Annotated in this window: 14 protein-coding genes and 1 tRNA gene; 5 read left to right on the top strand and 10 right to left on the bottom strand. The window is 64.8% G+C overall.

Annotated features, from left to right (window positions below; genetic code table 11):
- Positions 1–479 precede the first annotated feature (479 nt).
- Together AC1PLA_RS15610 and AC1PLA_RS15605 are read left to right on the top strand one after the other, a co-directional pair.
- Positions 480–695 (top strand): hypothetical protein, encoded by a 216-nt coding sequence (locus AC1PLA_RS15610; protein ID WP_126750586.1) that lies wholly within the window; start codon positions 480–482, stop codon positions 693–695.
- A complete protein-coding gene (locus tag AC1PLA_RS15605) occupies positions 692–1015 on the top strand; it encodes a hypothetical protein (protein ID WP_481104887.1) in 324 nt (107 codons plus the stop codon). The genes AC1PLA_RS15610 and AC1PLA_RS15605 overlap by 4 nt, the downstream gene beginning before the upstream one ends.
- A 225-nt stretch (positions 1016–1240) precedes the next feature.
- Here the strand turns inward: AC1PLA_RS15605 and AC1PLA_RS15600 are convergent.
- The 3 genes from AC1PLA_RS15600 to AC1PLA_RS15590 form a co-directional block, all read right to left on the bottom strand.
- Positions 1241–1316: transfer RNA gene (locus tag AC1PLA_RS15600), tRNA-Lys, on the bottom strand.
- Positions 1317–1363: 47 nt separating this feature from the next.
- Entirely contained in the window at positions 1364–2038 is a 675-nt protein-coding gene (gene queC / locus AC1PLA_RS15595) for a 7-cyano-7-deazaguanine synthase QueC (RefSeq protein ID WP_104600176.1), read from the bottom strand.
- Positions 2039–2268: 230 nt separating this feature from the next.
- Positions 2269–3162: a LysR family transcriptional regulator ArgP gene (locus tag AC1PLA_RS15590; protein ID WP_435013368.1), complete on the bottom strand. Its 894-nt coding sequence runs from the start codon at positions 3160–3162 to the stop codon at positions 2269–2271.
- Positions 3163–3259: 97 nt separating this feature from the next.
- Between AC1PLA_RS15590 and AC1PLA_RS15585 the strand changes: the two genes are divergently transcribed.
- Both AC1PLA_RS15585 and AC1PLA_RS15580 read left to right on the top strand, forming a co-directional pair.
- A complete protein-coding gene (locus AC1PLA_RS15585) occupies positions 3260–3889 on the top strand; it encodes a LysE/ArgO family amino acid transporter (RefSeq protein WP_481106212.1) in 630 nt (209 codons plus the stop codon).
- 26 nt (positions 3890–3915) lie between these two features.
- On the top strand, positions 3916–4341 hold the full coding sequence (locus AC1PLA_RS15580; RefSeq protein WP_481104886.1) for a GNAT family N-acetyltransferase: 426 nt from the start codon (positions 3916–3918) through the stop codon (positions 4339–4341).
- Positions 4342–4431: 90 nt separating this feature from the next.
- Here the strand turns inward: AC1PLA_RS15580 and AC1PLA_RS15575 are convergent, their stop codons facing one another.
- From AC1PLA_RS15575 to AC1PLA_RS15565, 3 genes are all read right to left on the bottom strand, one after another.
- The gene (locus AC1PLA_RS15575; RefSeq protein ID WP_481104885.1) at positions 4432–4797 is read right to left on the bottom strand and encodes a hypothetical protein; all 366 of its coding nucleotides are present in this window, start codon (positions 4795–4797) and stop codon (positions 4432–4434) included.
- A gap of 444 nt (positions 4798–5241) precedes the next feature.
- Positions 5242–7410, bottom strand: coding sequence for a methyl-accepting chemotaxis protein (locus AC1PLA_RS15570; protein ID WP_481104884.1), 2169 nt, complete (start codon positions 7408–7410; stop codon positions 5242–5244).
- 519 nt (positions 7411–7929) lie between these two features.
- Positions 7930–8136, bottom strand: coding sequence for a hypothetical protein (locus AC1PLA_RS15565; RefSeq protein WP_167706967.1), 207 nt, complete (start codon positions 8134–8136; stop codon positions 7930–7932).
- A 117-nt stretch (positions 8137–8253) separates the two neighbouring features.
- Here AC1PLA_RS15565 and AC1PLA_RS15560 point away from each other — a divergent pair, with 117 nt between their 5' ends.
- On the top strand, positions 8254–8964 hold the full coding sequence (locus tag AC1PLA_RS15560) for an rRNA pseudouridine synthase (RefSeq protein WP_481104883.1): 711 nt from the start codon (positions 8254–8256) through the stop codon (positions 8962–8964).
- 1185 nt (positions 8965–10149) lie between these two features.
- Here the strand turns inward: AC1PLA_RS15560 and AC1PLA_RS15555 are convergent.
- The 4 genes from AC1PLA_RS15555 to AC1PLA_RS15540 all read right to left on the bottom strand — a co-directional run bounded on the left by AC1PLA_RS15555 (position 10150) and on the right by AC1PLA_RS15540 (position 14004).
- Positions 10150–10554, bottom strand: coding sequence for a response regulator (locus tag AC1PLA_RS15555; protein ID WP_016903708.1), 405 nt, complete (start codon positions 10552–10554; stop codon positions 10150–10152).
- Positions 10555–10632: 78 nt separating this feature from the next.
- Complete coding sequence (locus tag AC1PLA_RS15550; RefSeq protein WP_016903709.1) at positions 10633–11115, bottom strand: hypothetical protein; 483 nt, start codon at positions 11113–11115, stop codon at positions 10633–10635.
- 138 nt (positions 11116–11253) lie between these two features.
- Positions 11254–13050 (bottom strand): DNA helicase RecQ, encoded by a 1797-nt coding sequence (gene recQ / locus AC1PLA_RS15545; RefSeq protein ID WP_039519542.1) that lies wholly within the window; start codon positions 13048–13050, stop codon positions 11254–11256.
- A gap of 396 nt (positions 13051–13446) precedes the next feature.
- Complete coding sequence (locus tag AC1PLA_RS15540; RefSeq protein WP_481104882.1) at positions 13447–14004, bottom strand: Dps family protein; 558 nt, start codon at positions 14002–14004, stop codon at positions 13447–13449.
- Position 14005: the final 1 nt, after the last annotated feature.

Raw genomic sequence — 14005 nt, 5'->3', positions numbered from 1 at the left:
GGCGCGGCATGTGAATTCGCATTTGCCGCGGCGCCAGTCCACTGCCGCCAGGGCTTGTGGCATATGGGCGCAGCCGCAGCGCCCCGGGCCGATCGTCCGGCGGGATGTGCTGGAGTTTCAGGTTTTGCTGGCTGCGCGGGCAGTGCTTTCGCCGCGTTTCTTCGCAACCGTCGTCGCCGCGTGGCGCGTTTTGCGTTGACAGGCGCCGAGCGTCGGCGCGAGTATTCCAACGTCGCCGCACAATCGGCGACCGGGATTGGCGTCCCGAACCAAAAGGCGCACCAGCGCCCATCGACCGATGCACGGCGCTTTTTTATCGCCCGCATCGTCGCGGGCGCATGCCGGCCAGTTTTATGGCGGGCGGTGCGCGGGGGCCGCAAGGCCCACCGGGTCCTTTTGGCCGGCACGCCAACCGCGTACCGTCCGCCACCCCGATTGGCGTCTGGGTGGCGGATTCCAAAACACAAAAGGAATCCAGCATGTCTCACGACACACATGAAGCACCCACGTCTGTGGCATACCAGGTCGTCCATGATGTGGGGCCGATCTTCAATGCCCTCGAAGCGACGCGTGTCGCCGGGCGAAGCCCGAATGCGCGTCCCGACGTCGTAAATAAAGCTGTGCATGCGCTCACGCTTGCCGGCGCCGATGCAATCGCTAGCGTCGATAGCGCGGTGACGGAGCCGCAGCAATGAGCCTGGGCAAACAGTTCCGCGTCTGTACGGGCGTCGTCCTCAGCTTCGAGATGATGCAGGGCTATGTGCTGGCCATGCTGCATTCCGACGCGCAGCCCGATGCCTCGCCCGTCCTGATCGCCTGCGAAGCCACCGGCTTTGACGAGATCCTGCCGGGCGGCGATGCGCAGAGCGTTGTGCTGGGCCGCCTGCATGTCTGCATGCGCGTCGACGCTGCAGTGGACGTCCTCAGCTGGCTGCGCAAGCAGGCACGCGCCGCTGGAACTGCGCGACGAACGCGGCGCGTGCAATCGCGTATCCAGAAGGCGGGACCCACATGATTGGCGAGAACGCCACGGCCGCCTGCGCCGGGCCCACGACCTGCAAGATGATGCGCCATCTGCAGGGGAGAAGCCGGCTTTGACGGCAGCGCGCCAGTTGCGGCAGATGGTGGATGCCATCCGACTCCGCGGCCGTAACGCAGGGTCCCTGGCGACGAAGGTCCCGGCAACTTCCGGCGGGCACAAAAAAAGCGCCTTCGGCGCTCTTCAAGTTGCTGATTTGATTGGTGGGCCGTGATGGATTCGAACCATCGACCAAAAGATTAAAAGTCTTCTGCTCTACCGACTGAGCTAACGGCCCACTGTCCCGGCAGTGCGCCGGGGTGCGCATTCTACCCTACAGCGGCGTCAAGGCGAAATGGCGTAGTGGGTGGGGTCTGGGACGCCGGCGTCGGCGAAACCGGCGGCACGCAGGCGGCAGGCGTCGCAGTGGCCGCAGGCGCGTCCGTCGGCGTCGGCGCGGTAGCAGGACACGGTCAGGCCGAAGTCCACGCCCAGGCGCACGCCTTCACGCACGATGTCGGCCTTGCTGAGGAACTGCAGCGGTGCGTGCACGCGCAGGCCGGCGCCTTCCACGCCGGCCTTGGTGGCCAGGTTGGCCAGCACCTCGAAGGCGCGCACGAATTCGGGCCGGCAGTCGGGGTAACCCGAATAATCGACCGCGTTGACGCCGCAGAACAGGTCGTTGGCGCCGATCACCTCGGCCCAGCCCAGTGCCAGCGACAGCATGATGGTGTTGCGCGCCGGCACGTAGGTGACCGGGATGCCGTCGCCACCGGCATCGGGCACCTCGATGTCGTCGGTGAGCGCCGAGCCGCCGATGCTGCGCAGGTCCACGTCAACCACCTTGTGCGCGATGACGCCCTGCGCCGCGGCAACGCGCGCGGCGGCGTCCAGCTCGGAGGTATGGCGCTGGCCGTAGCGCACGCTCAAGGCATGCACGGCAAAGCCCTGCTCCTGCGCAAGCGCGATGACGGCAGCGGAATCCATGCCACCGGACAACAGAACAACGGCTTTTTTCATGACGGATCGGCAATCACAACGGAATAGGCGGAAAGGCTAGCAGGCTCGGCGTGGCACGGCGACCCGGCAGTTGATGCGGCGGCAGCGGGATGCCGGGCAACGCGGCTGGGCCAAGCGTGCGCGGGCAGGGCAGCGACCGCATCTGCACGTCAATCCGGTGCGACAGCCCGCCGGCAGTTGCGCGCCTCGGGCATCGTGTTTTTGCCGGCGTCGGTGCGGCACGGCCGGTCTCAGCGCAGGCTTGCAGCCGCGGCCTTGCGCAGGGCCTGGCCCAGTTGCTGCAAGGCGCTCGAGCGCACCGCGGCGCATTGCCAGTACAGCGGCACATCGAGCCAGCGTGTCGGGTCGATGATGACCACCTGCCTGTCGCGCACGGCAGGCACGACCATCGATTCCGGCGCCAGACACCAGCCGAGTCCGCGTGCGGCCGCTTCGACAAAACCGGTCGAGGTCGGCAGGTAGTGGATCGGCGGCGCCACCTGCGTGCGGGTGATGCGGCGGACAAAGCGGGTCTGCAGCGTGTCCTTTCGGTTGAACACCAGCATCGGTGCGTGGGCCAGGGCCGCTGCGCTGAAGCCCTGCTTGAAATGTGTCGCAACGAATGCGGCCGACGCGATGGCGTGGTAACGCATCACTCCCAACGCCTGCACATTGCAGCCCTGCAGTGGCTTGCGCTCGGCGGTGACCGCGCCGAGCACCGCTCCGGAGCGCAACAGCTCCAGGGTGTGGTCCTGGTCGTCCATCTGCACATCGAAAAGAACGCCGTGCTCCCGGTGCAGCGCCGACAGGGCCGCCAGAAACCAGGTCTGCAGCGAGTCGTCATTGACGGCGATGGCCAGCGTGCGCGGATGCCCGGCGCTGCTGTCGCCGGGGAGGAAGTCGGCGATCGCTTCGGATTCCAGGACCTGCATCGGCTTCACCCGGCGCAGCAGGCGCTCGCCGGCCGGGGTAGGGCGGCAGGGGGCCTTGCGGATCACCAGCACCTGGCCGAGCCGGTCTTCCAGCGCCTTGACCCGCTGCGAAATCGCCGACGGCGTCACCGACAGCCGACGCGCAGCGGCGTCGAAGCTGCCTTCCTCGAGAACGGCAGCGAATGCGGCCAGTTGCGGATGCAGAAGATCCATGACGTTCGGCAGGATTAGAAGTTCTAAGCAGGATACAGAAGATTTAGTTTTCCTAATTGCAGCGGAACGCCCAGCATTGGCGCCTGTGATCCGGGAGATGCTCGTGTTCCTTCAAGCCGCAATCTCTGGCTTCATCGCCAGCGCAGGTCTCATCATCGCAATCGGTGCGCAGAATGCATTCGTGCTGCGGCAGGGACTGCAGCGCCAGCATGTCGGTCTGGTGGTGGCGATTTGCGCGTTCGGCGATATCGCGCTGATCGTGCTGGGCGTGGCCGGGATCGGCGTGCTGGTGACGCAATGGCCGGAGCTGCTGCAGGGACTTCGCTATGCGGGAGCTGCATTTCTCGCGGCATATGGCGCGCTGGCTGCACGCAGGGCCTGGCGTGGCACCAGCGGGTTGGCGCCGTCGCAGGCCGGTGCGCAACGCTGGCAGCGCGCCATGCTGGCGTGCCTGGCATTTACCTTTCTCAACCCGCATGTCTATCTGGACACGATGCTGCTGCTGGGCAGCCTGTCCGCGCGTTACCCGGGCCAGCTGCGCTGGGCATTCGCGTCGGGTGCGTGCCTGGCCAGCATCGCCTGGTTTTCCGCTCTGGGTTATGGCGCGCGCTTGTTGCAGCCGGCCTTCTGCGATCCGCGCGCATGGCGTGTGCTGGATGCGGCGATCGCAGGATTCATGCTGGTGCTGTGCGCACTGTTGCTGCTGCCTGCGCAGGCGCTACCCTGAGGCCCACTGTTGCCGGAGCTGTCGTCATGTCGCCGCTGCGCGTTTCCACCGATCACTCCGAACTCGATGTTGCGCTGGTCCATCGCTACCTGGCCCAGCACAGCAGCTGGGCCAGGGACATTCCGCTTGCGGTAGTACAGCGCTCCATCGCCAACTCGCTGTGCTTCGGCGGGTTTCTGCAGGGCGGGCAGGTCGCGTTTGCGCGGGTGGTTTCCGACTATGCAACCGTCGCCTATCTGGGCGATGTGTTCGTGTTGCCCGAGCACCAGGGCAAGGGCTATGGCAAGGCAATGATGGATGCGGTCATGGCGCACCCCGGTCTGCAGGGGCTGCGCCGTTTCAGCCTGGCTACCAGCGATGCGCATGGTCTCTATGCGCGCTACGGCTTCACGCCGCCGCTGGCTCCGCAGTCGCTGATGGAACGCTATCGTCCCGGTCTCTACACGCGCTAGCCGCGGCGGGCCGGCTGTTGCGCGGCCGCACCGGCATGGCACTGCGTCAGGGCAGAAAGACGGTTCAACGCGCTGCCGCGCTGCATGATGTTAGGCGAGCACTGCGACCTCGTCACCGCACAGTGCCGGCCAGGCATCGGCAGCGCGCATTGCCGCCAGCGATGAATCGCAGTTGCCGCCGCACAGGTGCCGATCCTGCCGCAGGTCGATGGCTTCCCACTCCCAGCGCAGCGAATGCGGCATCTGCCAGGCTGCCAACAGCACCGACATCCCGTCCTGAAGCATGAGCTGCCGCCGCCAGATCACGCGCGTGTCGAGATGGGCTTGTTTCCAGTGCGATAAGGCATCGTCGTATGGCTTTGCGTCTGCGGCCCCTGCGTATGCGCGAGCATGCACGTTGGCATGCTCGCCGTTGCGTGGGTGATGCAGATCGCGACTGTCGTTACTGGTATTCACGGGTGATCCTTCCTGATTGAGAAGGCGTGCCGAGCGGTGACGAGAGCACGCACGGACACACCTGCAGTGCCGGCATCGCCGGCTGCGGATGTCGTGGGTACCGATGGCTAAGATGCCGCCTGCGCTGCAGACGGTGGCCGGGCTACCATCCGGCCTGCTCTCTTTCGACCGGCGCAGCGTAACCAGGCATGGCGCTGGAAACAAGCGCTTTTGAGTGGTTTGCGTGCTTGTTTTCCAGGTTTTTTTGTGGGCACTGCGCGCGCGTTGCGGGTGTTTGAGCTGTCTGCACCGAATGCCGGTGAGCGTGCGGGATAAACGCAGAAAGCGCCCTGGCAGGCGCTTTCTGCGTGTGCGATGGCATCAATGGCTGCGGGCACATCCACAGTGTCGCATCAGCATGGCTGCACCGACGACCCGGTCGACGGCGCAGTGCCGGCTGCTGGCTCAGGCGTTGCGGACCTTGCTCAGCAGCTGTGCGACCGGTGCCGCTACGCGCGAAGCGGACTGCCGTGTCTGGCGTGCGTCGATCTTGAAGATCGCCACCGCATCGGTGAGCTGCACCGCCTGCTCTTCCATCGCGCGCGCGGCGGCCGTGGCTTCTTCCACCAGCGCAGCGTTCTGCTGGGTGGTTTCGTCCATGTGGGTGATGGTCTGGTTGACCTGCTCGATGCCGGCCGACTGTTCCTGCGAGGCTGCAGAAATCTCGCCCATGATGTCGGTGACGCGTTGCACGCTGGCCACCACGTCACCCATGGTCTTGCCTGCGCTGTGCACCAGTGCCGAACCCTCGGCCACGCGTTGCACCGAGTCATCGATGAGGTTCTTGATCTCCCTGGCGGCGCCGGAGGACCGCTGCGCGAGCGTGCGCACCTCCGAGGCCACCACGGCAAAGCCGCGGCCTTGCTCGCCGGCACGGGCGGCTTCCACCGCCGCGTTCAAGGCCAGGATATTGGTCTGGAAGGCGATGCCGTCGATGACGCTGATGATGTCGGCGATCTTCCTGGACGAGGCTTCGATACCGGTCATGGTGTCCACCACCTTGCCAACCACGTCGCCACCTTGCGAGGCGACGCGTGCGGCGCCGATCGCCAGCTGGTTGGCCTCGCGTGCGCTTTCGGCATTCTGCTTGACGGTGGAGGTCAGCTCTTCCATCGATGCTGCGGTTTCTTCAAGGTTGGCTGCCTGCTGTTCGGTGCGTTGCGACAGGTCCTGGTTGCCGGCGGCGATTTCGCTGGCCGCGGAGTTGATCGACACGGCCGACTCCTGGATGTTGCCGACGATCTGCGCCAGCTGGCTGGCCGTGGTGTTGGCGTCATCGCGCATCTGTGCGAACACGCCGCGGAATTCGCCGCTCATGCGTGCGGTCAAGTCGCCAGCGGCGATGGACTGCAGCAGCGACGACAGCGACTGCAGATTGCCGTCGGCCGTGGACATCAGGTGGTTGAGGCTTTCGACCATGATGCGGAAGTCGAACTGGAAGCGCTCGGCATCGCCGCGCGCGCTGAAGTCGCCATTGGCGGCGGCCTGGGCGAGATGCTTGATCTCGTGATTCATCGCCGACAGGTTGAGCTTGACCTGCGACATGGTGTCGCTGAAAACGGCCTTTTCGCCGGGCAGCGGCTGCATGTCTTCGGAGAGTTCGCCAACCGCATACCGGCCCATGATGCGTGCCAGGTCGGTCTGCACTGCCACGTGCGAGGCAACCAGCAGGTTGGTGTCGTTGGCCATGCGCCCATAGTCGCCCGGGAATGCGGCCGCATCGATGCGGAAGCTGATCTGGCCATTGTCGTGATGCCTGGCCATGTCGGTTTGCGCGGTGATCAGGTTGCGCAGCTGCAGCTGCATCTTGTCCATGGCCTTGAGCAGACGGCCGGTTTCATCGTTGGCGTTGGTGTGCACATCGTTGTGCAGGTTGCCGGCCGCGATCGCTTCTGCGGTGCGTGTGGCCTGGCTGAGCGGCTGGGTCAGGCTGCGAGTGATCAGCCATGCGAGCAGGCCGCTGATGACCAGTGCGGCAATGCCGCCGGTGGCCAGGGTGATTTTCCCTCGATGCATCGAGGCAACCGCGGCCGCATAGGCATCCTTGCTGAGGCGGCGCTCCAGTGCAGCGTTCTCGCGGATCGCCGTCTGCTGCGCATCCATGGCCGCTGCGGCGTCGCCTTGCAGCAAGGCCTGCGCTTCCTGGTTCTGGTCGCGGAGGCCGTATTCGAGAATCTGGTTATTGAGCTTGACCGAGATGTCGCGCTTTTCCTGCACCAGGTCGAGCGCCTGTTTTTCAGCCGCGCTGCTGGGCAGTGCGGCCAAGGCGTCGTGTGCCTGCTTGTAGCGTGCGCGGTTCTTTTCGATCATGTCCATCGCACGGCGATTGGCCGCGTCGCCAGAGACCATGACGATGTCGCGCAGGCCGATTGCCACGTTGGTGTTGGCGTCGAGCATTTCCGAGGACAGCTGGATCCTCTCCATGTTGCTGTTGACGATAGTGTCCAGCTCGAAACGGGCGTTGGACATGGTGACCAGGCCGGTGGCCACAAGCAGGCCCGACAATAGGATCAAGATGCCAAAGGCCATGCCCAAGCGGCGGCCGACATTGAGGCGTTGCAGATATGTATTCATGACCGCATCCAGGTAGTGCAACTGAGGGGCTTGATGAATGGGTCATCCACCAGAGCGTCTTGCCCCAGCTAGCGGCCGGATTGCGACGAGCTAAAGGCTCGTATTTGAAAGTACTTATATTGAATTCATCGTGTGGAAGAAATTTCCCGACAGCCGTCCGCAGCGGCCTGACATGCGCGCAGAAATTGCTTGTTTATTGCGTTATGGCTGGATCGAAGCGTGCCAACGGCGGAACGATTTTCCGACGTTCTGATGACGGGTGGCGATGCACCCAGGGCAAGGACGTTGCTGGGACAGGGTGCAATTCATCCCGTGTCGCGATACCGGCAATGCGCTTGTCTTCAAGCAGCGGCGGCGCCATTGCTACCGAGTGCTCAGGTGCTTGGATCGGCCGTGATGCGGTGCGACAAGCCCACGTTGCCGCGAGCGATTTGCGGGCCCGCAAGTGCTGGCTGCTCTGCCGGCAACGCCCATCGCGCGTGAGGCATCACGCGCGTGACGGCACTGTGGGTCTTGCGCTCAACCTTCCAGTGCAGCGAGCACCTCTGCATGCAGCTGCTCGGCGCCGGTTTCGGTATTGAAGCGTGCAAAGATTTCCTCGCCGGAGAGCAGGCCGACCCGGACCGAGTGGCAATACGAGCCGAAGTTTTCGCCTGCATTGAAGGGATCGCTGATGACGGAGATATGGTTGAGGCGGACCCGGGTGGTGCCGAACTTGATGAACATCTGCAATCTCCTGTGTGAGCGCCCAGTTTCCCATGTTGTCGGGCGGTGCAGAAGCCGGCCTCACGCATCCATCGACCCAGCACGTACACTGCCGTGCCCTGAAGCCGAGCTCGCCCGATGTCCGATCCGATCCGTCTCGACAAATGCGTGGCCGCGCTGTTCGGTTGCTCGCGTGGCGAGGCGCAGCAATACATCGAAGGCGGCTGGGTCAGTGTGGACGGGGCCGTGGTCGAAGAGCCGCAAGCCTTGGCCACTGCAGCGCAGGTGACGCTGGCGGAAGACGCCGTGCTCGCAGCTGCCGAGCCTGCCACGCTGCTGCTGCACAAACCGGCAGGCATGAGCGCCGAAGCGGCGCTGGCACTGGCCACGCCGGCAACGCGCAGCGCACTGGACCAGCTCGAGATGCGGGTGCTGAAGCGGCACTTCCTGCGCTTGAACGCGCCGCTGCCGCTGGAGGACGAAGCGAGCGGCTTGCTGGTGCTGAGCCAGGACGGCCGCGTGCTGCGCAGGCTCAGTGCCGATGCGACCTCGATCGAACAGGAATTCCTGGTGGAGGTGCGCGGTGAGCTGCGCCCGTATGGCATGGCGCGGCTTGCGCATGGCCTGGTGTATCAGCAGCGCAGCCTGTCGCTGTGCAAGGTGAGCTGGCAGAACGAAGAGCGCTTGCGGTTTGCGATCAAGCACGTGCAACCAGGCCAGCTGCGTTACATGTGCGGTGAGGTGGGGCTGGAGGTGGTCAGCATCCGGCGCCTGCGCGTGGGCCGTGTGTCGCTGGGCAAGCTGGCCATTGGGGAATGGCGCTATCTGCCGACAGGCGAGCGGTTCTAATTGGTGTCGGTTTTCGGCGCGCCTAATCGCAAGGCGGTCGCCTGCCGATGCTGCTGACACGGTATGTGCATCAAATGTCGTGCGGCCTCAACGCAGCGATGTCGCTGCGGGGGCCTTGCTGTCCAGACAGCTTCAGCACTGGTGCGCTGTTACGCGGGAAGTAGTGCGTGTTAGTTGTGCCAGGCAAGGCCGGCCTAGACCGGCGCTTGGCATCAGCAACTGAGGGTAAGTGCGCATCAAGCGCAGGCTATGTGGCATCCCGATGTTTGGCGCGCTTCCTGTGTTGCTTACTTCTTGTTGCGCTTCTTCTTGGCGCGGGTCACCAGCCAGAACACCACGGCAATCACGCCGATAACCAGAATGACGAACGCCGGTGACAGAAACGAATTGTCGCCCATAGGAATTTCCTGAAAGTCTTCGCAGCCAAGTGCTGCACTGACATCAGCCTAGCGAGCGGCCTGCTTGATGGCGTGAAATACACTGCATTCGTCCCTCGCAGCAGCGGTGCATCGCCATGCGCGCAAGAGCACGCTACAGCTGCGAGCGCGCTTGCTGGGCATCTGCCTGCCGGCGCTGCCGTGCGAATACCGGCGCACTGACGCTGTGTTGGCGGTAACCGCAAACCGATAAGTCTCAAGCCACAAGCGCATAGGCAGCAGCGTTTGGAGATCGCTATGCCGGTGATCAATTCAACGCGCATGCAACGCCAGCGCATGAGCTCAGCCACAACCTGCGTCAGCACAGATCGAGGTGCAGGTTGGAGCTCGTAACGTTGGAGCTCGGATACAGGGCCGGCGTGTCACCGAGCAGTTCGACTGCAAACCCAAGTGAGTCGTCTGCGCTTGCGCACGAACGACTTTTTCATTGAGTAAAGCGCGCAGCCAGGCTGATGGACGACCAACCCACCACGATGTGGGAACCGCTTGGCCGGTGCAGGCAAATGTTCCGGCAGGGGCGTGCTCAGCGCCTCGCGAGTCGAGCGGCCCAACAGGCCTCGCGTCCGGTGGCTGCAGTCTAAATGAGGTGCGCATCACGTAAATCGGGGCCGCGCCGACAGCTTGTCGGGACGTTTCCGACAGTTTTCGTCACATCGGGGTGCGTCCATCCTCACCCGAGCCTGGTCACATCACCGAAGGCCGAGTTGCAGCGGAAGCCGGCATATCGATCTGCGCGGTGCCGCTGCCCTTATGCGACCGGGGTAGGGAGCACCCGGTGTTTGGCCATCACGCTGCGGATCGCGCTCAGCAGCTGCTCGGGGGTATAGGGCTTTTCGAGGAAGGCCACACCGTCCGGCAGGATCTCTTCCACATACTCGACCGCCAGGCCGGAGGTCAGCAGCACCGGCAGGTTGTAGGGCGCGTGCGCCGTCTTGAGCGCCAGGTCCACGCCGGTCAGGCCGCCCGGAAAATGGATGTCGGAGAACAGCACATCGACGCGCGGGTCGCTTTCGATCAGGGTCAGCGCTTCTTCGACCGAGCCTGCGCTACGGCAGGTAAAACCATAGCTTTCCAGCACAAGGCAGCTGAGTTGTCGGGTGCCATCGCCGTCTTCGACGACGAATACAACTGGCCGTTCCTTGTTCTGTGACATGAGCACGTCTCGTAAGGCAGGCCACATTCTCAGCGATGCGGCAGTGAACCCTCTGTCAACGCAGACGGAGCCGTACGGTTACCAGCCGAACGGGCCGGGGCCGTAGCCGCCGGGGCCGTAGCGCGGGCCGAACAGCGCGCCTTCGCCGCGTCCGACGCTGATGCTGACGCCGATCTGGTGCGCCTTGCCGTCGTCGTCGTAATAGGTCTTGCAGGAATTCAGGTTGACGGCCTGCCAGTTGCTGTTGCCGCCGCGGTTGGAATAGCCCATGCCGGTTTCGACTGCGCCATGCAGCTTGCCCTGGCATTGTTCGGCGCGTTCGGCGGCAAGTGAGGCCGCGCTGGGGCGGGTCAACGCAGGCTTGGGGCCGCTCTTGTCGCCGTAGAAGGTGCCCGGCGGATCGGTGCTGTATTCCGGGTCGGAGCGGTACTGCACCGGGGCTTGCGGAACGCTCAGGTCCAGCGACCGCGCCGACCCCGGCTCGGCACTGCTCTCGCCGGCCTGGGCAAGCGCGCTGCCGGCGGCAAACAGAGTGGCCAGAAGAAGCAGGCTGCGTTTCATGGGTGGACTCTACTCAAGAGGGACTGACAGCGCGTGCCAGATCGCCTTGTGAAACTAGCAATTGCTGATTGAATGCGCGCTGTCGATTCTGCGGATTTTTGTGCCAGCCCCGCCACCGCGATGACACATGCTGTTGCATCAGCCCTGCTCGCGCACGATCTCGATCAGTTGCGCTCCATAGCGGGCCAGTTTGCCGCCACCGATACCGCCGACGCGCGACAGTGCATCGATGCTGGTCGGCCGCTGTTCGGCGATATTGCGTAGCGTGCTGTCGTGGAAGATCACGAAGGCCGGCACGTTCTGCTCCTTGGCCAGCTCCGCGCGCAGGCCGCGCAAGGCATTGAACAGCACCAGATCCTGCGGCTGCACCGGCAGGCCGGTCCGCTGCGCGCTGCGCTCGCGCCCGGCAGCCGGGTTCTCGCGCCGCATCATCACCTGGCGCTCGCCCTTGAGCACCTGGCGGCTGGCATCGGTCAGGCGTAGTCCGCCGTGGCCCTCGCTGTCGACCTCCAGCAGGCTGGCCGCCACCAGCTGGCGGAACACCCCGCGCCAGGTGCGCTCGTCCAGGTCGCGGCCGATGCCGTAGGTGCTCAGCTGGTCGTGGCCGAGCTGCTTGATGCGCTCGTTCTCGCTGCCGCGCAGGATGTCGATCAGGTGGCCGACACCGAAGCGCTGCCCGCTGCGGTACACGCAACTGAGCGCCTTCTGCGAGGCCACGGTGGCATCCCAGGCGGCGGCAGGTGTCAGGCAGTTGTCGCAGTTGCCGCAGGGCTTGGGATAGGTCTCGCCGAAGCCGGCCAGCAGCACCTGGCGGCGGCATTGCATCGATTCGCAGTAGCCGAGCAGGTGATCGAGCTTGGCGCGCTCCAGCCGCTTGCGCTCCTCGGCCGCTTCGCCCTGTTCGATCATCTGCTTGAGCAGCACCACATCGCCCAGGCCATAGCAGAGCCAGGCCTCGGCGGGATCGCCATCGCGGCCGGCGCGGCCGGTTTCCTGGTAGTAGCCTTCCAGCGATTTGGGCAGATCCACATGCGCCACGAAGCGCACGTCCGGCTTGTCGATACCCATGCCGAAGGCGATCGTGGCGGCCATGATGATGCCGTCCTCGCGCAGGAAGCGGCGCTGGTTTTCCGCGCGCACCTCGGCCGGCAGGCCGGCGTGGTAAGGCAGGGCGTTGAAGCCCTGCGAGCACAGATATTGCGCGGTCTCCTCGACCTTGCGCCGCGACATCGCATAGACGATGCCGGCCGAGCCGCGGTGGCGGCCCAGGAACTCCTGCAGCTGCTTGCGCGCGTTGTCCTTCTGCACCACGGTGTAACGGATGTTGGGGCGGTCGAAGGAGCTGACGAAGTGGCGCGCGTCGACCAGGTCCAGGCGTTCGGCGATCTCGCGCTGGGTCGGCGGATCGGCCGTGGCGGTCAGCGCCATGCGCGGGATATGCGGCCAGCGTTCGTGCAGCACCGTGAGCTGGCGGTATTCGGGGCGGAAATCGTGGCCCCACTGCGAGACGCAATGCGCCTCGTCGATGGCGAACAGCGCGATGCGGCTGCGTTCCAGCAGGGACAGGAAGCGCGGGTTCAGCAGGCGCTCCGGGGCGACGTAAAGCAGGTCCAGATCGCCCGACAGCAGGGCGCGTTCGACCCGCTGTGCGTTCTCCGCGTCCAGCGTGGAATTGAGGAATTCGGCGCGCACGCCGAGCTGGCGCAAGGCCTCGACCTGGTCCTGCATCAGCGCGATCAGCGGCGAGACCACAATGCCGATGCCGTCGCGCAACAGCGCCGGCACTTGATAGCACAGCGACTTGCCGCCACCGGTGGGCATCAGCACCAAGGCATCGTTACCCGCAGCGACGTGTTCGACAATGGCTTGCTGTGGGCCGCGGAAGTCGTCGTAACCGAAGACGCGGCTGAGCAGTTCGTGGGCGGGGGAAGACATCCGCTTAGGATACCGCGCGGGTCAAGCCCTGGTCGGTGTCAGGCTGACGCTGTTGCGCGATGGCGCGTCGGGGATTGCCGCGATGTGGTGGGTGCGCCCACGAGTGCTGATGCGGACGTTGCTGAATATGCGGCGTGCGGCATGGAAAATGGCCGGTGGCCGAGCGTTGCCTAAGGCGACTGGAGCTTCGCTCCGTAAGCTCACCCCAACCCCTCGCTCCGCGCCCCAGCCCGCGCTTGTGGCGCGGGCGCTCCAAGACACGCGCGCCCATGGCGCGAAAGCTGTCACTTTTCGCCCGAGGGGAGAGAGGCTCTGTGTCTAATTTATGCAGCAGGAGCCCAAGGTTTCGGCGCAGCGAAACCTTGGGCAAACCCGCGGGGGGGGAAGCCAAGGGGGTTACTGCAGCAGCGAACGCAGCATCCAGGCGTACTTCTCGTGGGTCTGCAGGCGCTGGGTCAGCAGGTCCACGGTCGGGTCGTCGCCGGCGTCGTCGGCGGTGCCCAGCACCTTGCGTGCGGTGCGGCAGACCGCCTCGTTGCCGCTGACCAGCTGGCGCACCATTTCACGCCAGTCGGCGCTGTCGCTCAGCCCCTGTTCTTCCGGGATCGAGGTCAGGGCGACGAACTCGCTGTAGGAGCCCGGTGCGTTGTAGCCCAGGGCGCGGATGCGCTCGGCCACTTCGTCCAGCGCAGCCCACTGCTCGGTGTACTGCGTCTCGAACATGGTGTGCAGCGAGTTGAACATCGACCCGGTGACATTCCAGTGGAAGTTGTGGGTCTTCAGATACAAGGTGAAGGCGTCAGCCATGTAGCGGGCCAGACCGTCGGAGATCTGCTTGCGATCGCTGTCCTTGATCCCGATATCGATGTGTGGTGCCGATGCTGCGGCGACCGGCAGTGCGTCCAATGCTTCATTGATGAAGACGGGCTTGTTGGCGTTCTTTTTCTTGGACATG

This window comes from Xanthomonas sp. NCPPB 1826, assembly GCF_056725285.1.
Note: the sequence above shows the minus strand (reverse complement) of the source record. Positions and strands in the feature narration are given on the sequence as shown.